This window comes from Salmonella sp. GDC200615 (assembly GCF_050574145.1).
Taxonomy (GTDB): Bacteria; Pseudomonadota; Gammaproteobacteria; order Enterobacterales; family Enterobacteriaceae; genus Salmonella; species Salmonella enterica.
Map to the genome: position 1 here is coordinate 3,560,839 of NZ_CP192247.1, position 16,475 is coordinate 3,577,313.

The following is a 16,475-nucleotide window of genomic DNA, read 5'->3' on the forward strand; positions in this document are numbered from 1 at the left end:
CGGCTATCTGCAGAGACCGCTCATTTGATACAAGCCCGCGATTCCCTTGTGGGCAGGTAGGTGGTAGTTAACCCGACATTGCTGTGCTCCCCATTTCACCGTCAGTTCGCCCTTATCCGCCAGACCAGTGAGATAAACCTGGCTATCAGTATCCACCAGATCAGCGCTGCCATCCTGTCCATTGACTATAACCTGCGCCCCGAAAGGAATGGCGCTACCATCTTCCCGTTTCAGCGTCATCAGTGCCCTGGCCCCGATGCGAGTGTGAAACTTCGCTTCCACCACCGCCCCTTCGGTTGGCACCACGCGCACATCGGTTTGTGTGACCTCTGCGTCATCCGGTAGTCGCGACGGATCGAGGCTGACTGTATTCTCCTGATAGACGCTCAGGTTGCCCACTGTGGTGTCGCCACGAAAATCCGTCTTAACGCCAGGCCAGCCGCCAACTGGCACCCCCGAGGCCCCTGGCGCTTCAACCAGCGCCACTGAGCCTTGCAAAGGTTGCCCCAGCGTCACACCATGATGGTGGATAACTATACCTCCCGCGATATTGACTCCCATCTGGCGCATCGCCCGGCTGTAGCTATAGTCACCACCTAACAGGCCGTAACCCCCATTCCATGCCAAGTGCAATGCGCTGTTATTACCACCACCTGGCGGGGCATCGGCACGGTAACTCTGACGCACCTCCCAATCCAGTTGCTGACTGAATGCCTCTCCGTTGCCCCCCACTTGTTGCGTCTGACCACCGTGTGATGGTGAAGTCATCTGCCAACTGGCACTTACATTATTCCCCGTCCAGCGGCTTAATGACATACTGAACCACAGGCTGGTTATGTTCTCTTTACTGTGCGCGCCATTGCGCCACAGCGTTCTGTTTTGATTCCAGTTCAATGACAGCGAGCCCCCTCCAATAGAGGTTCCCCAACTCAGTCCGTAGCTGTCATCATGACCGGGGCGATTACGCCAGTCGGTACGGGAACCGGTTAAACTCAGATTGCCCAAATGCCTCCCCCATGACTGACTCAACATCAGGGTGGTACGCGAGCTCGGCTGCAAATTTTCCCGCCACGACCATAGACGGTTGCCATCATGTCGATAACTGTCGAGCACATCGGATAGGGTGTTATAGCCCTGCGAGGCATACTGCCATCTCGTCAGAGAAAAATTTGTTCCCGTCGCAGTCAGCTGGTTGCTGTAACGCAGTCGCCAGGAGGCTCCTTGCTGTACCGCTTCCCCCTGACGCTGACTGTGTGTGTCGCTTCCATCGACAGATAAACTCCCCCACCGCCCGAGAGATACCCCCAAACCAAGCGATGCAGCTTGATAGTGCGTTGCACTCTGTATACCGCCATATGCAGTGAGATTCCACGGCAGACCATACATCAACGTAGCCTGCGCGATCTGCGCCTTATCCGTTGCAGAGTCTGACGATCGGTATCGGCCCGCCAACAGGCTGTACTTCAAATATCCCTGGTGCAGTGCTATCGCCGGGGTCTGATCTGGCACCACAAACATTTGTGTACTGCCATCGGCCTCCCACACGGTGACATGCAGATCACCACTACTGTCTGTTACCGACAGATCCCGCAGTGCAAACGGTCCGGGCGCCACGGTGGTGTTGTAAATGGTGTAACCATTCTGTTTGACCTCCACCCGAGCCTGCGTGCGGGCAATCCCACGCACTACCGGAGCAAACTGCCGCTCACTGTAGGGCACCATGTTGTCATCCGATGCCAACATCACACCGGTAAATGGCACACTATCAAATATCTCCCCCTGCGAAGTCTTTTGCCCCAGAGTCAGACGACTTTTTAGTGAGTACAGTCCACGCTCAGCATAGGTATATGCTGCCTGCCACTTCCCCGACAGTTGACTACTCCGCTGCCAGCTGGTCGCATTGCGGACACGCCACGCACCTATATTGATTCCCGGTTGCAGTTGTACCCAGGAAGAGTTGTCACGCCTCTCCATATCCATTTTGTAATCCGTCTGCGTTGTCCTCGCACTGTAGTTCATCAGAAACGCCGGAATACCATCATCCCAGAGATCTTCAGGAGCGATCCCCTTAAATTCCGGACGCAACGCCAACTGCGGAATACTCAGTTGCAGTTGCTGATTATTGATATCCACTACCGCTTTAGCCTGTGGAATGGCGGTCAGATCCGCACACTCATCTGGGGTCTTTGCTGCTTTCCACAACTGAGGGTAATCTTCCGTTTTTACGCCGTAGCGTGAAAGCTGACTGACCGTCAAACAAGAAGCCAGAAAAGGCGTTCCTTGCCCATCCTTTTCTAATTTGAACACCACATCACGGGTGTCGACACGTTTACCATTCACCATTACGTCCACTCGATAAGTCCCTGGCTGTTGTACCCCCTGGTTAAAGAGCGACATATCAACCCCTTTCGCTGCATCGCCCAACATTGATGCATCGAATGTGTAAGTGTGCGCATTTGCGCAGTGAACCACTCCCGCGATAAACAGTAGCAAGGCAGGTTGTTTGAACTTCATATTCTGCCGCTAAGCCCCTGGATTTATTTAAGGACGTAGTGGAACGGATGACTTTCACCACCAAAGTCTGTAATAACTCTCCACTCGATATCACCATGGGCACTACCTGGCATATTTAGTGTTTTGTCAGCAAAAGGGGGGATATACTCAAGCCCTGTAATGGGCTTTCCCCCTACTGTGACGGAGGCTAAATTCATGTAAAACGGGGTGGGGTTCTCCACCTTAAGTTTGTTGCCCGTCTCCACCCATCTTAAATTTCCTGCAACATCTTCCGGCGTCCCCTTCACGGCATCCGGGCGGAAAATCAGCTTATCACAGACGTTAATGGACAAATTGAGGTCAAGGGTCGCGCCCTTAGCCTGTGTATCCGACGGTTCATTTTCGGGTGGTACCGCCTTTACACAGACCCACTGTAAAGTCTCACGATCCGTTGGCATGTCACCACCAGTACGGACAATACGCAGTTGACTCTGCTGGTTCGCTTCTAAACGAAATAGAGGCGGCATCACCAAAAAGGGAGCAGGCGAACTTTTGTCTGCTGCTTTGACTGAAGACTGAACCAAAATAGGGTAATTCTGCGGGTTGCTCACCGAGAGCGTGGCTCCAGCTGTACCAGCGTGATAAATCACCCGTGTAGCCCCCAGCTTCACGCTGAATGATTTAGTGTTTAAATTTAATTTCTGCTCAGAGGCATACACTGGAGGAGTTATAGAATTAGAGACGAATAAAACAGCCGCCATTACACCAAAACTAATAATTTTCATATTACAATTTATAAAAAAATGTATGACTTGATATTTATTGCGCCTTAATAAGGCGCAATAAAAGTTGTTTACTATTAAGCTTGATACTCCGCTATGTGTAGCGTCACTGGATAAGTATCAGCCTTTACCGTTTGTGATCCAGACAATTTCACAGCGATTTTATCTGTCATGTTATATACCCACCACTTATGCGAAGCACCATCCACTAATGAACCTTTATTGGCACAGGCTACCCCCCCAAAGGTAACTTTAATGGTATTACCATTTTTACCAGTTACCGTCCACACATCGCTGTCGTTGCCCACTGTTTCAGGTTTAGAATAATCTCCCGTTACCACGTATTGTTTGCTCGAACCGCTTACCGAAAGCACAGCAATAGCCTCATCACCCTTATGAGGCCCTGCCACCAAGCCAGACACTGGAGTAAGCTGTACTTGTAGTTGTCCAGGATTGCTGAAGTTTACATCCGCCGACACGCCAGTGCTTGTATTCGGCACGAGCGAGCCAGCATAACAACTAGCAGTCATCATGCTCAATACACTTGCAATAATTAATTTCTTCGCCTTGTTCATTTGAAAAAATCCCCTTTACTACCCGAGATTTACCTCATATCCTAATCTAAGAAAAACAACGTTGTTGCCGACATAACCAATATTGATGTTAATATCGTGTTGTCAGGGTGGAATAGAACACTAGTCAAAAAGTAATTACACCCTCCATTTACATTCAAGTGATAACATTACAATGACACCCACCACACTGGGTGTGGGAAACTTATCTTCGAAGAGAGGATAATTATCAGGCATCGTTGCAACATTGTTTATATTTAAACATACATCTCCTAACTCGACGGTAAGATTATTAGTTAACTTTTCCTCGCAGGGAAGATCTTTAATGGAAAATCTTGTTTTCCGAAACGGAAAAGCAATTATAACGCTCCAACGAGAGTCTCAACACTAAGAGCTGACTGACACAGGCCAGACTGATTATACAGGCATGAAAAAGCTCTCCCCTTCCTTTCAGTTCTTGCTGGATTATGCAAACGTCGCACCACCTCCCCGTGAACATGGCACATTAATTTGAAGCAGCTCTCATCCGGTATCGCTTTTCAGTGCAGCGAAATTCATCGCAGGTGCCCCCGTAAATAGACCCGTTTTAGCTCCATGCATTTTTAAGATTCCGGCCAGATAACGTTATTGGCGGTATTCCTCCGGCATCATATTGTTCCGCGATTCATGTGAACGTTCGCAGTTATATTCTGATAACCCTTTATCCGTAATTTCCCGCACCTCATTCAGCGTTCTGAACAGATAAGAATTGAGTATTTCTGTACGGTATGTCCGGTTAAAGCGCGCGATGAAAACGTTTTTCTTCGGCTTACCCGGCTGGATAAACGCCAGCTTTACTGCATGTTTCTTTGCCCATTCAGCCAGTGCCAGCGAGATAAATTCCGGTCCCTTATCCATACGCAGCATGGCCGGATAACCGCGGTTGCTGTAATCCTGTCGAGTACACGAACCACTCGCAGAGCTGGCAGATTCAGATCGATTTCAACCGACAACGCTTCACGATTACAGTCATCAACAACATTGAACGTGCGAAAACGACGCCCACAGACCAGCTCTGGTTCAGCGCTTCCGGCGTGACCAGTGGCGAGGGATTGCGTACCAGCAGCCGTTGTTTACCCTTACGGCGAAAATTCAGCTTGAGTAGACAGTATATACGGTGGAGCCTTTTGTGATTCCACGCGTATCCCTGCCGCCGTATCCAGACTTCCAGTTGTCCCTGGTGGCTTCAGAAATACCGGCCTCCCGGTAGACATCTTTAACAGTCCGTCCGGATTCGACTGATCTAATCACAGCGATGATCTGGTGCGCAGTAAAACGGGCTTTACGCACAGCGATCTCCTGCGTTGGCAGATTGATTATGTCGGATGATCTCTAAATGTGAATGGCTCGATTATGCGGGATACTTACATACTCACGCATTGAGAGACTTTCAGTTCGTTTGTACGGTGAATGGATGCCGCAGGCGGGGTTTATTAACGGGATGCCCGTCAAGGTGCGGGTAATGAGGGATTGCATCGTGATCACGCCGCAGCATACCCGCGGACTCTTTGGCTGTATTGAAGGGATGGGCGTAACCCGCATTAATAAACGGAATGCAGAACAATGGTTAAAAACATTTCCGGGGCGCTGAACAATACCGGAGATATTCCGGTGATTAAACGTAAAAGAACGGAACAGGAGTTAATGAGTAATTGATAATAAAAAGCCGGAAAAAGATAACCCCTCCGGCTTTTACACATTATTCCTCCGGTTCCAGATGTTTTATTTCAATCCTTTTGGTTTTATTTCGGGATGTTTTTCATATAATGGATTCATTATTTTAATAAGCATTTCACCCATGATCAAACCAACCGCTTCTCGATATACCTTAAATTCATCCTCATCACAACGGGACTGAACAACAGCAACAGATTCATCAAGTTCCTTACCGAATCTCAACATTAAATCACTAATTAATATAGCTGTATCCTTATCGTTAACCATACTTATTCCTGTAGTAAAAACATCAACAGCCTTGATTTTATTTGCATTCGTTAACACAATTCCAGAAGGCAAATCCGTTACTTTTTGTAGGTAAAGACGTAAATAAGCATTCACTAATGCAATTATTTTCAACCATTTTTCATCTTAATAACTTGCCAGAATCACCTCTATCAGCACCACAAGTAATAAGGCCAAGAGGATCACTATCTGTAATAGGATTCAGCGGAGAATGATATCGGTTCCATCCCCCTTTCAGCCCTATTGGATCTGCGTAATATACCTTCCCAGTCCCGGATTATAGAACGGTGCTAGTTATAATACAGCCCCAATTCTTCATCGCATTGGGATAGGTTCTAACTGGAGTTATCACACGTTAATGTAATTTTATTACCTCCCCATGTTTCCCCGCATCATCCGTAAACATTGCTTGCAAGCATATTTTTTATCCATCATTTTTAATATAGTTAAACTCTTCAATTAAAGAATAGTTAATATAGTCCACTCTATAATATAACTCCACGGATTTTGAATTAATGACATTACTATATTGAAGTTTTCGCCCTTTAAATTCACCGAGTATTTTCATTTTAGTTCCCATAACTGTTAAAAAATCTTTTCTCGCAGTGGCATTTTTGAAAGAGTCACATGACAAATCATATATCTCAGCATACTCCCCTTTATTATAAAGAGAAAAAAGCTTATCAACTTCTTCTTTCGCAACTTCTCGAATAGCTCTATCATTTTTAATATTCTCTCTACCTAACCATGTAAAAAATAGAATAACGAACAACACAATCAACACCATAAATAGTAACGATAGAAAAAATCTATTTCTTTTCACTTGAATTCACCTGATAACCAATCATATTCCTTATCCATCAGATCGAAAATCTCCGATAGACACCTCGAATGCCGGGAGCATGTGAGTTCCCCCCAGTCTCCAAATCCGGGTCCCATACTCACACCTTTTGTATATTTATAACTATCATTTTTATTACGAGCATCTGTATAAGCCACTCCCGCAAGAAGTGCCCCATAAGAATCCCCTCCAGACTCTGATATTCCTGGTGATAAATCAGCATCAGGGTTGATAGTGTGAATAACAAACCAGCAGAAGTACCTGTACCGCTATGATCACACAATGAATAATACGCACAAACCTCTCTTTCCTTTGGGGTGTGTACTCCGGCTCCAGTTGTCCCGCCATCTGCTCCGGCGTCAGCCTCCCGTAACAGTCATACCGGTACAGTTACTACATATCTTTCGTGATGCGGTTATCCGCCTATAATGATTTCCCAGCTTTTATTCAACGAATGATTAATAATTTCATGTACAGTCTCTGATATTCTTTACTCAGAGTTATCAGCCTATCCCCCAAAATAAATCACATATTATCTTGATTATTTTTTTAAGATTATCTCTAAACATCCCTCTTTTCGATAAAGTGGCATATAATATCCAAATTATCGCGATTATACTTCCAATAATAAATATCAACATGGATATTTTATTAATCATATTCATCAAACATCAATGTCCCTATCTCTTTGATTAAATTCATTGGAGAATCCATCATGTTATGGAATTTCTCTTTATACACATCGCTAATTGATGGCTCATCTGGATCGTCAAACTGTTCACTATAAGGCAATACACCTAATAAATTTTGCAGCACCTATCCTTGTCGGTTTCATTAAGTGATTCTGATAATCATAAATTTGCCCTGTTATATGAAGCAGTTGCTAATGTGATATTCCCCCCTGCCAGAGAAACATTGCCCACTGGAGACAATGTAATAAATCCATCAGCAGCAATACCTATCCCGAGTTTGGCTACCCCACTTGTGTGCAATCTTGCAGAATTAGCTATATTTAAACTAGCCGTTAACATTTTTGCCGGATTAAATGGAAGACTATCCAGACTATTATTAGTCTCATCTATCATGCGACTACATATTTCACATGTAAACAATCCCAGCGAATCTATATCTATGACGGGATTCAACGGATAGTGGTAAGGATTTAATCCCCCTTTCAGCCCTGTCGGGCCTGACTGACGAACCTGCCACACTCCGGTGCATAATATCTGAACAGATTTTAATGCAGGCCCGTTTCATCGTCAAAATACGGCCCCGGTAGCCGGTTGCTCATCACTGGCCGGGGAGAGGGGGGCGCGGTGCCAGGATGTCGCGCCCATACTCACTCACCCTGAGCTCCACAATCAGCCAGCATCCGGCGGAGAATTAAGAATTTATTTAGTCAGCAAATATGAATACCTCCGGCGCCAGCGTCCGCCACATCAACAGCGAAACCTGCATGACCACCTGTTACTCACAAATCCCCAGCGGCGACTGCCAGGAAGAAGCGGGATTTGAGACCGGGGAGCGGCGTGACGGTGAAGATTTCGGACGGGTGTATTGTGCTAATGGCGGACGGTAACGAGGTGCAGGAGCTGCGCGAACAGCTTTATCAGGCTAAACGGGTGGTTAAGGGGGGTGAAGGATGTGCTGGTTTAGTGGACTGAACGGGGGTTAATAAAAAAACCGGGAAAAGTTAATTTCTTTCCCGGCTTTATATTACTACTAATCTCTCACAAAATTAACTATCTATTTTTCGTAATGATAATCTTCATATTCCCATGAAAAATAGCGTTGTAATACAAGACAAGATTCTTCCCAATTTTCTCTTGTACATTTTTTTAGAATATTTTCGATTACTTTCCTAAGTATATAATAATCAATTACAATAACTCTGTTATCAGATATGAGAAAATTCTTTGATCGCTTTCTCAAGGCTTCTGGAGTGGCAACTTTCACATAGAAATAGTTGCTTCCTTTTTCACCATCATTCATCCCAAGGCATAAATCAACAGCCACATATGTATCTTCAAGAGAAGCAGGCTCCCACTCACTAAGTGGATCGAACATTGTTGAAGACATATCGTATAAAATAAGTTGTGGTTTATTTTTTTCATGGCCGAAAATTCTCCACGTCTAAATGAACATTGGCAATAACATCACCATCCCCATTTTTGGTTTCAAAATTCACTTGCTTTCCAGTCTTCGACCATGGACGACCGTTAACACGATCAAATCCCCTTTTATCAGCAGGGAATCTGAATGTTCTCAAACCATCTTCTGGCACAAGTCCCTTACCACTGGACATAACCTATAATTAGGACCTACAAATGCTTCCCCTAATCTGAAAGCATCATTCTGTGATACAACGCCAGTAATTCCCCGATTACCACCTGCGGCGGTCTGATTTCTAATTCATTTAAGCTTATTCTTAAACTACTGGTTTGTTAACTTGCAGGTTAAACCAAGAGGATCGATCCAGCCTAATGGATTCGGTGCATAACTGTAGAGATTTAGCCCCCCGCCAGCCCTATCGGCTCAAGTTACACAAAGCGTCCAGTTTATGGATCGTACTGCCTAATTTAGGTCGTAATGAGTCAAAGGTTTTACATCGTAATTCATGCACTACCACCATAACGTGATAATTTTCATCTGCACAAAAGTACTATAAATCAAAGGGTAATTTAAATATAGTCCAATTGATATACAGGTACATCCCTCATATCGGCGCGAACTGGGTACGGGACACAGTAAGCTATATCGGTCAAGAGACTGACTGACTCAGTGCAGCTTAACCGGGGGAGATCTTTCGGGTTTTAATCAGCTATTTGATACTATATCAAAAATATTTATTTTCGCATCGCAGAATTTAGCATTTTCAACATTTCCTCCTCTGTTTTATCATATGGCGGTTTCCATAAAGGAAAATTTTTCTCTATCCACTCATCATATTCTTCAGGAGTTAATCTGGCTTCTAACTCTTGATATAAGTATTTTCTTGTTTTGGATAGTTTATCTAATACACTGCATTGATTAAAGAATAGCAACAACGCTAATGCCATTTTGCCACTTTTATCAAACCCAGAGCCAATCTTATCTATTACAGTAACAATCTCTTCTAAAGATATCAAAACATCTTTTAGATTGTCTGTATTTTCTGAGTTATATTCTCTCATAGCTTTAGCATCTCTTATTAAATTCAGTTGTTTTCCCATCTAGTTCAATGTCACCTTTTATCTTATATTCCTCAACACCTAAGTCATTTTTCCTAAGCTCCACTCGATTGGTATCCATATCAAAGTCAATATAATTTCTGGCGTGATTTTGTTTTATTTTAAATTTATCTGCCGCATCAGCCATACTTAATGGTTTCCCTTTTGCTCTAACAGCAAATACAGCATTTTGGTCACCTGCAAGTATCTTCATACTTTCTTTTATTGCCGCAAAACCTTGATTACTTGTGTAATGCCGTAAACGAATAACGTCAAGGCCAAGTGGATCGATCCAGGTCAGTGAATTAGGCGCATACTGATAAAGGTTTAACCCGCCCCTCAGCCCAATCGGATCCTGACTGACGAACCTGCCACACTCCGGTGCATAATATCTGAACAGATTGTAATGCAGCCCTGTCTCGTCGTCAAAATACTGCCCCGGCAGCCGCAGCGGCTGGTGAAAGTACGCTCCGCTGTTGCTGATGTCCGCCGCATTTTCTCCAAACCCCCTGATATACCCCGCCCATACCAGCGTTCCGTCCGCCGCCGTCACCTCCTGCGGCGTGCCCGTCACATCCGTGTGGTAATACCACACCTGCCTACTTTCTCCCTTTCCCGTCACGCTCGCCACCGGCGTGTACGGCTGTTCCGCATCGTACAGATATGTCCGCCAGCCCTGCTGCTGCACGTTCTCCTGCAACAGCCTGAACCCCTCCCACACAAAGTCCGTCCGGCTCCGCGCCGTATGCCCCGTGTGCCGCCCGTACGTCGCCTTGCGGGTTCGCCTCCCCAGCGCATCGTAGCCGTGGTGCGTCTCCGTGTTGCCGCTGATGACCCGCGTCAGCTGCCCCTGCGCGCTCCACTCCAGTTGCTGGTCGCGCCGCGTGGTCAGCTCGCCCCACTCGTTATAACCGTAACGGTCACGACCACAGCCCGGCACCGGTTTGCGTGGATCGCCCAGTCCCGCCCTGGCGGTCTGAATACGTTCACCAATCTGCGCCAGCGCGCCGTCTTGCCCGGTAACGCGTTGCGCCAGTCGGGCAGGCAGTTCCAGCACCTGGCTGGCCTCATCTTTCACCATGCGCCCGGCAGGAATACCGGTCCAGTCGGCGACAATCGCCGCGACAACCGCCGCGCTGACTTCCGGGAACACCACCGGCGCGTCACCCTGCCACTCCCTTAGCGCCGTTTCGGCCTGTTGCAGCGTGGTTTTGTCATCAGCATCAGACTCTGCGAGACGCAGTTCCTGCAACGTATGTACCAGTTCCAGCTCCCGCTGCCAGCGGGATTCGGATGCAGTCAGTTCATTGTTGAGCGAGAAAATTCGTGCCGTCAGCGCATCGCGCCGCTCATCTGACTGAATCCCCATTTTTTCCTGCCTCTGCAACAGCGACCGTTCCATTTCCGCCGCTTTTAGCTGCTGGCGCAGGAACTGTACGCTGGCAGGCGGCGTGTGCAGCGTCAGCGCCACGCGGGCCGCGGCGGTATCCAGCAGGCTGATGGCCTTATCCGGCAATTGCCGGGCGGGAATGTAGCGGTGAGAAAGCTGTACCGCCGCACGTACCGCCTCATCCAGAATCAGTACGTTATGGTGTTTTTCCAGCGTATCCACCAGACCACGCACCATTTCCATTGCGGGGATCTCTTCCGGTTCGGCAATCTGCAACACCTGAAAACGACGGGTCAGCGCCGGATCTTTCTCAATATGGCGCTTGTATTCGCTCCAGGTGGTGGCGCCGATAGTCCGCAGGGTGCCGCGCGCCAGCGCCGGTTTCAGCAGGTTAGCGGCATCGCCCGTGCCGGATGCGCCGCCCGCGCCCACCAGAGTGTGAACTTCATCGACAAACAGAATAACCGGCTGCGGCGAGCGCCCGGCCTCTTCCAGTAACCCTTTCTGACGCGATTCAAACTCGCCTTTCATGCTGGCTCCGGCCAACAGAGCGCCAACGTCCAGCGCCAGCAGCCGTACTTCCCGCAGCGCGGGCGGCACTTCCCCCTGCGCAATCGCGAGGGCAAAACCTTCGACGACCGCCGTCTTTCCGACGCCCGCCTCACCAGTCAGTAGGGGATTATTCTGGCGACGGCGCAGCAGAATATCCGTCATGGTGCGGATTTCATGCTCACGCCCCGTCACCGGGCGATTTTGCCGTCGCGCGCCTGTGCCGTCATGTCCTGACAGTATTTCGCCAGCGCGGATTTACCGTCCTGCCCGCCGCCGGGAATCGCCTGGCTGCTTTCGCCGGGAATGGCTGATGCCAGGCAGGAGCCGTCGTAAGGGCGCTCCTGCGCTTCCGGCGATGTTTCGATCAACGAGGGCAGAATTTCCGTCAGTTCATCAACCGGAAGCGTGGCCAGCGGCGCGCAGATACTGCTCAGTACCCGACGCAGTTCTGGCGTGGTCAACAAGGCCAGCAGCAACCAGCCGCTGCGAATTTTGTTATCGCCGTAACGGACGCTCGCCAGCATCCAAGCCTTTTCAACGCAGAGATCGATATGGTGAGAAAAATCACTGATGGCGCTGGCCCCGGCGGGCAGCATATCCAGTTGCCGGAGTAACACTTTCTCCACATCAGAAAGAGGGATTTGGTAATGCCGAAGAACGTGGAGAATATCGTTATCGGGCTGCTGTGTTAACTGGTGCAGCCAGTGAGTCAGCTCAACCCAGGGATTAGAGCGTAGTTTGCAAAATGCCGTTGCCGATTCCAGCGACCGGAATAGTGGGCCGGCCAGTTTTCCATACAACGCACTGCGTGAAACAGGAGTTTCCATGTGTTATGCCTTGTGACATAAAAATTCATAAAAATAATGCATCAATGCACATAAATATATAAACAATTCTTTATTGATGGCCTCGAAAAAATATCGAAACAAAACAATGATACAGATCAGGGACTAATTAGCAACTAAGCCGTTAATATTAAATAATCAATGAACAGCAAGATAAAAATCGAAATTGAAGAATTAAAAGAAATAATATTTCAAAAAAGACATCTATGCATACAACAATGCATTCACGACGAAAATAATAAAAAGGGTGTCATCAATAATGACCCCCTATGAATTTAGTTAAAATTATTTATGAATTAAAACTCCCTAAACGTTTCCTCCAGAAAAATAAATACATTTAAGGGACATAATGAAACAAGACATGTGGGAATTACGGAAAATACAGTCGCAGGGTATAACGGATAACGCACAGTATCCCGCAGGGACATACATCGTATTTACTGCCGCCGCCCCCTACATTCCGCTTTTTGAGCAACATGGGAAAGACGATATCGCGCTCAGTCTTGTTCGCCACGAAGAGGCGTGGTGGATTGTTAATCACTCTGATGAACTGTGTTGTGCCGTCAATGAGCAGGTGATGGAACCTCATCACCGTATGCGGCTGAATGATGGAGATACGATTGAATGGGGTCTGTCATCCTGGTGCCTTGCCCGCACCAATGATGAGTCCCGTCCCGATGTTTCGTTTCCTCAGTTGGTTCAGTCATCTGAATCTGTTGCTGAGTACCTGGATCTGGACTGGTTTAAACAACAACAGCTCAATCCGCAGAACCCGTTCGATATTATTCCCGTCCGGGAAACCGCATCCTCTTACACTGGCCATGAAGCGGATAGCACGCTACACCAGCTTTACCAGGAATATCAGCAGGCATTGCGGCCCTCCGGGCAGGAAAAGCCCCTCCGTGCTAAACCGTTTCCCCGAAATGAAGACGCTGTCACCCAGGATTTGACGTCGTTATACGATAAAAAGGGCGACACCGACACGTTACAGGATATGGTGGCAGGCGCGCCCGGTATTGATGCCATTCTGGATACGCTGGACACGACCGGTGAAGGTGAAATGCACTGGCTGGCGATGGAATCAATGCCCGATACCCGTAGCAGAAAGTCATAATAATCAGCACTTAACGTTAACGCATCATCCCGAGTGAACCACGCGCTGTGATTCTTCGGAAAATGCGGGAGATAAGCATATTCAGGATAATCAAGACCAATGGCGCTGCACCAGGCTTTCTGTATCCGGGTCCCCATATTATCAGCGTCAGGCTTTGTATAATCTCCCAGATAGGCATAGGCCTCTCTGTCAAACAGCAGAACCAGATGGTAGTGAGGATGTTCCCCGGTAACCCGTTCCCTGGCCCAGATATAGCCGAGTGGCACAGGCTCACCAGGCCTGCCAGAACGCTTGTGTTCTTCCCTTAACTGGCTTTTAAGGGATTCCATAGCCCGAGTAATGGCTTTCTCATCATCCTTCTGAAAGCATATCGGCAAGTCCGGCTCTCCTGGCACATGGGACTGAGCAAACCTCAGGTCAGCGCGCAGAGCGAATATCCGGTTATAGTTTTCCAGATAATTAGATATTACAGCAAGCGATCGACGAAGCATATGGCGTGATATTCTCGAATCATATTTATCTTCAGCTTCCTGCAGCAGAAATTTAAACTCTCTCTCAGCTAAATCATAAGGTGACTTCATAATAATCTCTTTTATCGAAATTCATTAGATAATGGGTAGCAAGCAGCTACCCATGCAATTAGGCATACAGGTTCCCCTGCAGGAATGTGTTACCTCTGCAGACATACAGATTTTATTATTACGTTAGCGCATACATACCGATACTTATCGTATTAGTGTAAGAGTACCTACCCACGATAAATATAGTACATATACCGACTAATCAATACGGATAATAATTCCACTCACAACAGCGAAACCCGCTACACGCCAGGGAATGCGTGGAATATAACCATCTGATATTGAATGAAAATCACTCTGAAGTTATCCTTTCAGCGGGACGCTACTGATAGCACTACCTCCCCCATGATATTCTGGTATACCTTTCAAAGCCTTGTGTTCTGTATCCAGTTCTGAAGGTGCCATTTCGGAAGCCAGGTATTTGATGTAATGCGTCCCACTTTCGTCCTCCCACAGCTGGATTTTACCCTCCTCAGCAAGCTGTTCCAGAACAGGCTCAAGATCAGCTTTTTTTCTGAGTGAACGATGTATCTCTTGCATCATTTCACGCCTTAAAAAATCATAAGACCCATTTTTAACAAGATGGTTTTCAAGCCAACTGAGTACTCTTTCAGAATGGGAAGATCCCCTGACCACATCCATTTTTACAATAAAATTATTAAGGTGCCATTCCGATATTAACAACTCAGCTTCCAGTGTTTCCAGCGTAATAACGGTTGAGTCAGGGGTGATAAACAACTGCATCACAGCAGCACTCCTAGCGGTATGTTCGCAGTACCGCGCAGCCCAGTCGTTATAATGGTACAGCTTTCCCCCCTGCTGCATCAGACGCTTTACGTCCCTGCCAACATAACGCAACCGCTTCTTTGCGTCAGGAGCAAAAGTCATACAGATTCGGGGTTGATTTTTTTTCTGCGTTCAATCCCGGCAAGTAAATGTTTTTTCTGAATGGCATAAAACTTTTCCAGATCGGACTCATCGCCAGAAACCAGCTCATCAATATCAATCTGTCTGGTGAGTAACGTAAGATCCATGGTTAACGTACGCGCATAAATTCCCGTAGCTCGTATTGCGTTACCCAGTGATTTCAGTGTGCAGTCATGTGGCTCCGGCTGTGTCATCAACAGCACACCAAGCCGGGGATCTTTAATATCTGTGATACCCGTTGACGCACGACTGATCCGATAATCATCACCACACCATAGCGTATTATGAATTGCGATCTTACGGCGCATGATGCTTTCATACAGAGCACTTCCCTCGTCAGAGGTGATACCCAGACTGGAGTATTGCCCCAGCTCTTTCAGAAGGGCTTCCGGCGTGGGATCCGTTACCGTCAGATGCACCCTTACAGGCTTAACCGGTTCATTTCTGAGACATTCATCCAGTTCATTTCTGGCTGTCTCCACTCCCTCTTTCTGGCGTACAGCTTTCTGAAACGATTTCTTAAGGCTCTTACATTCTTCATCCCATAGCACGTGTTGCCGTTCATACTCCTTCAGTCTGACTGAAAACACCTCTGCCAGCTCACGTTCAGTCTGATGAATTTGCGCCATAATGAGCCTGTATACTGTCGTTTTTTTGCTTCCGGACCTTGCCAGTATTATGTGAAAATGCGATACAGGAACGATAATATCATCATCAATTTCAACATCATACATATCCTGGCAGGCCAGAGCCATGCTCCCCTGGAGGGTTGCAAAGATAAGCTCAACCGCCGCGCTGGTTTTGCCATATATGAAAGATATGATTTGTTGAAAAAACGTCAAAATTGCTCTGGTGTTCAGATTAACATGATGATTTTGAGTTTTTTTATGGGTAAGCTTCATTGCATAGTCTCTTTTGAGAAAAAATTAAACGCTTCTGGAGGCGATCCACTCATCAACGGAAGTGGAACGCCATCCAACGGAAGCAGCACCAAGTCTCACGGTTTTTGGAAACGTTTCGTCGTAATACCTGGATTCGGGATTTAGCTTTTCATAGATAGTTGACCGGGACAGACCGACTATCTTCGTCAGTTCTCTCATGCGCAGAATGCGCTGTTGTGGCTCTGATTGTCTGGTGTAAACAGATGACATTTTCGATTCTCCTGTTG

At 47.1% G+C, this 16,475-nt stretch carries 16 protein-coding genes and 5 pseudogenes; 3 read left to right on the forward strand and 18 right to left on the reverse strand.

Annotated elements, in window-relative coordinates; translation table 11 throughout:
- Positions 1 to 3: 3 nt before the first annotated feature.
- From ACQ29O_RS17215 to ACQ29O_RS17235, 5 genes and pseudogenes are all read right to left on the reverse strand, one after another.
- Positions 4 to 2,514, reverse strand: coding sequence for a fimbrial biogenesis outer membrane usher protein (locus tag ACQ29O_RS17215; RefSeq protein ID WP_020937123.1), 2,511 nt, complete (start codon positions 2,512 to 2,514; stop codon positions 4 to 6).
- 23 nt (positions 2,515 to 2,537) lie between these two features.
- The gene (gene safB, locus ACQ29O_RS17220; protein WP_012539847.1) at positions 2,538 to 3,254 is read right to left on the reverse strand and encodes a pili assembly chaperone SafB; all 717 of its coding nucleotides are present in this window, start codon (positions 3,252 to 3,254) and stop codon (positions 2,538 to 2,540) included.
- 98 nt (positions 3,255 to 3,352) lie between these two features.
- Positions 3,353 to 3,850: a hypothetical protein gene (locus ACQ29O_RS17225; protein ID WP_001030293.1), complete on the reverse strand. Its 498-nt coding sequence runs from the start codon at positions 3,848 to 3,850 to the stop codon at positions 3,353 to 3,355.
- A gap of 621 nt (positions 3,851 to 4,471) precedes the next feature.
- A pseudogene (locus ACQ29O_RS17230) lies at positions 4,472 to 5,045 on the reverse strand (integrase core domain-containing protein); the annotation flags it as partial.
- Positions 4,979 to 5,176, reverse strand: coding sequence for a transposase (locus ACQ29O_RS17235; protein ID WP_001746935.1), 198 nt, complete (start codon positions 5,174 to 5,176; stop codon positions 4,979 to 4,981). The pseudogene ACQ29O_RS17230 and the gene ACQ29O_RS17235, both read right to left, overlap by 67 nt.
- A 52-nt stretch (positions 5,177 to 5,228) precedes the next feature.
- Here ACQ29O_RS17235 and ACQ29O_RS17240 point away from each other — a divergent pair, with 52 nt between their 5' ends.
- Positions 5,229 to 5,477 (forward strand): SymE family type I addiction module toxin, encoded by a 249-nt coding sequence (locus ACQ29O_RS17240; protein WP_001746936.1) that lies wholly within the window; start codon positions 5,229 to 5,231, stop codon positions 5,475 to 5,477.
- Positions 5,478 to 5,608: 131 nt separating this feature from the next.
- On the opposite strand, the gene ACQ29O_RS17245 is transcribed toward ACQ29O_RS17240, so the two are convergent.
- From ACQ29O_RS17245 to ACQ29O_RS17270, 6 genes and pseudogenes are all read right to left on the reverse strand, one after another.
- Positions 5,609 to 5,887 carry a hypothetical protein gene (locus ACQ29O_RS17245; RefSeq protein WP_077677834.1) on the reverse strand — a complete coding sequence of 93 codons (279 nt, stop codon included), beginning with the start codon at positions 5,885 to 5,887 and terminating at the stop codon, positions 5,609 to 5,611.
- A gap of 130 nt (positions 5,888 to 6,017) precedes the next feature.
- A pseudogene (locus ACQ29O_RS17250) lies at positions 6,018 to 6,174 on the reverse strand (RHS repeat-associated core domain-containing protein); the annotation flags it as partial.
- A gap of 98 nt (positions 6,175 to 6,272) precedes the next feature.
- Positions 6,273 to 6,671 carry a hypothetical protein gene (locus tag ACQ29O_RS17255; protein WP_000828171.1) on the reverse strand — a complete coding sequence of 133 codons (399 nt, stop codon included), beginning with the start codon at positions 6,669 to 6,671 and terminating at the stop codon, positions 6,273 to 6,275.
- Between the two features lie 669 nt (positions 6,672 to 7,340).
- Positions 7,341 to 7,481, reverse strand: a complete 141-nt coding sequence (locus ACQ29O_RS17260; protein ID WP_001575644.1) for a hypothetical protein — start codon at positions 7,479 to 7,481, stop codon at positions 7,341 to 7,343.
- A 59-nt stretch (positions 7,482 to 7,540) separates the two neighbouring features.
- Positions 7,541 to 7,774: a hypothetical protein gene (locus tag ACQ29O_RS17265; protein ID WP_124084119.1), complete on the reverse strand. Its 234-nt coding sequence runs from the start codon at positions 7,772 to 7,774 to the stop codon at positions 7,541 to 7,543.
- 24 nt (positions 7,775 to 7,798) lie between these two features.
- Positions 7,799 to 7,971 (reverse strand): annotated as a pseudogene (locus tag ACQ29O_RS17270) (RHS repeat-associated core domain-containing protein); the annotation flags it as partial.
- A 247-nt stretch (positions 7,972 to 8,218) separates the two neighbouring features.
- Between ACQ29O_RS17270 and ACQ29O_RS17275 the strand changes: the two are divergent.
- Positions 8,219 to 8,353: a hypothetical protein gene (locus tag ACQ29O_RS17275; protein ID WP_001675090.1), complete on the forward strand. Its 135-nt coding sequence runs from the start codon at positions 8,219 to 8,221 to the stop codon at positions 8,351 to 8,353.
- 82 nt (positions 8,354 to 8,435) lie between these two features.
- Here ACQ29O_RS17275 and ACQ29O_RS17280 read toward each other — a convergent pair whose 3' ends face one another.
- From ACQ29O_RS17280 to ACQ29O_RS17290, 3 genes and pseudogenes are all read right to left on the reverse strand, one after another.
- Positions 8,436 to 8,756, reverse strand: coding sequence for an Imm8 family immunity protein (locus tag ACQ29O_RS17280; protein ID WP_223201872.1), 321 nt, complete (start codon positions 8,754 to 8,756; stop codon positions 8,436 to 8,438).
- Between the two features lie 779 nt (positions 8,757 to 9,535).
- Positions 9,536 to 9,901, reverse strand: a complete 366-nt coding sequence (locus ACQ29O_RS17285) for a hypothetical protein (RefSeq protein WP_000517964.1) — start codon at positions 9,899 to 9,901, stop codon at positions 9,536 to 9,538.
- Positions 9,867 to 12,667, reverse strand: a pseudogene (locus ACQ29O_RS17290) (RHS repeat-associated core domain-containing protein). The gene ACQ29O_RS17285 and the pseudogene ACQ29O_RS17290 overlap by 35 nt, the downstream one beginning before the upstream one ends.
- 367 nt (positions 12,668 to 13,034) lie before the next feature.
- Between ACQ29O_RS17290 and tagK the strand changes: the two are divergent.
- Entirely contained in the window at positions 13,035 to 13,799 is a 765-nt protein-coding gene (tagK, locus tag ACQ29O_RS17295; RefSeq protein ID WP_000806683.1) for a type VI secretion system-associated protein TagK, read from the forward strand.
- 35 nt (positions 13,800 to 13,834) lie between these two features.
- On the opposite strand, the pseudogene ACQ29O_RS17300 reads toward tagK, so the two are convergent.
- From ACQ29O_RS17300 to ACQ29O_RS17315, 4 genes and pseudogenes are all read right to left on the reverse strand, one after another.
- Positions 13,835 to 14,380: pseudogene (locus ACQ29O_RS17300) on the reverse strand (inovirus Gp2 family protein); the annotation flags it as partial.
- Between the two features lie 303 nt (positions 14,381 to 14,683).
- Positions 14,684 to 15,268 (reverse strand): DUF3987 domain-containing protein, encoded by a 585-nt coding sequence (locus tag ACQ29O_RS17305; protein WP_253336141.1) that lies wholly within the window; start codon positions 15,266 to 15,268, stop codon positions 14,684 to 14,686.
- The gene (locus tag ACQ29O_RS17310; RefSeq protein WP_250645698.1) at positions 15,265 to 16,209 is read right to left on the reverse strand and encodes a DUF3987 domain-containing protein; all 945 of its coding nucleotides are present in this window, start codon (positions 16,207 to 16,209) and stop codon (positions 15,265 to 15,267) included. The genes ACQ29O_RS17305 and ACQ29O_RS17310 overlap by 4 nt, the downstream gene beginning before the upstream one ends.
- Before the next feature lie 24 nt (positions 16,210 to 16,233).
- Positions 16,234 to 16,458 carry a helix-turn-helix transcriptional regulator gene (locus ACQ29O_RS17315; protein ID WP_001673759.1) on the reverse strand — a complete coding sequence of 75 codons (225 nt, stop codon included), beginning with the start codon at positions 16,456 to 16,458 and terminating at the stop codon, positions 16,234 to 16,236.
- Between the last annotated feature and the right edge of the window lie 17 nt (positions 16,459 to 16,475).

Bases quoted from the DNA above. Each gene is read 5' to 3' on its own strand.
- ACQ29O_RS17215 (WP_020937123.1), bottom strand. From the start codon at position 2,514: ATGAAGTTCAAACAACCTGCCTTGCTACTGTTTATCGCGGGAGTGGTT.
- safB (WP_012539847.1), bottom strand. From the start codon at position 3,254: ATGGCGGCTGTTTTATTCGTCTCTAATTCTATAACTCCTCCAGTGTAT.
- ACQ29O_RS17225 (WP_001030293.1), bottom strand. From the start codon at position 3,850: ATGAACAAGGCGAAGAAATTAATTATTGCAAGTGTATTGAGCATGATG.
- ACQ29O_RS17240 (WP_001746936.1), top strand. From the start codon at position 5,229: ATGGCTCGATTATGCGGGATACTTACATACTCACGCATTGAGAGACTT.
- ACQ29O_RS17265 (WP_124084119.1), bottom strand. From the start codon at position 7,774: ATGATAGATGAGACTAATAATAGTCTGGATAGTCTTCCATTTAATCCG.
- ACQ29O_RS17280 (WP_223201872.1), bottom strand. From the start codon at position 8,756: ATGTTCGATCCACTTAGTGAGTGGGAGCCTGCTTCTCTTGAAGATACA.
- ACQ29O_RS17285 (WP_000517964.1), bottom strand. From the start codon at position 9,901: ATGGGAAAACAACTGAATTTAATAAGAGATGCTAAAGCTATGAGAGAA.
- tagK (WP_000806683.1), top strand. From the start codon at position 13,035: ATGAAACAAGACATGTGGGAATTACGGAAAATACAGTCGCAGGGTATA.
- ACQ29O_RS17305 (WP_253336141.1), bottom strand. From the start codon at position 15,268: ATGACTTTTGCTCCTGACGCAAAGAAGCGGTTGCGTTATGTTGGCAGG.
- ACQ29O_RS17310 (WP_250645698.1), bottom strand. From the start codon at position 16,209: ATGAAGCTTACCCATAAAAAAACTCAAAATCATCATGTTAATCTGAAC.
- ACQ29O_RS17315 (WP_001673759.1), bottom strand. From the start codon at position 16,458: ATGTCATCTGTTTACACCAGACAATCAGAGCCACAACAGCGCATTCTG.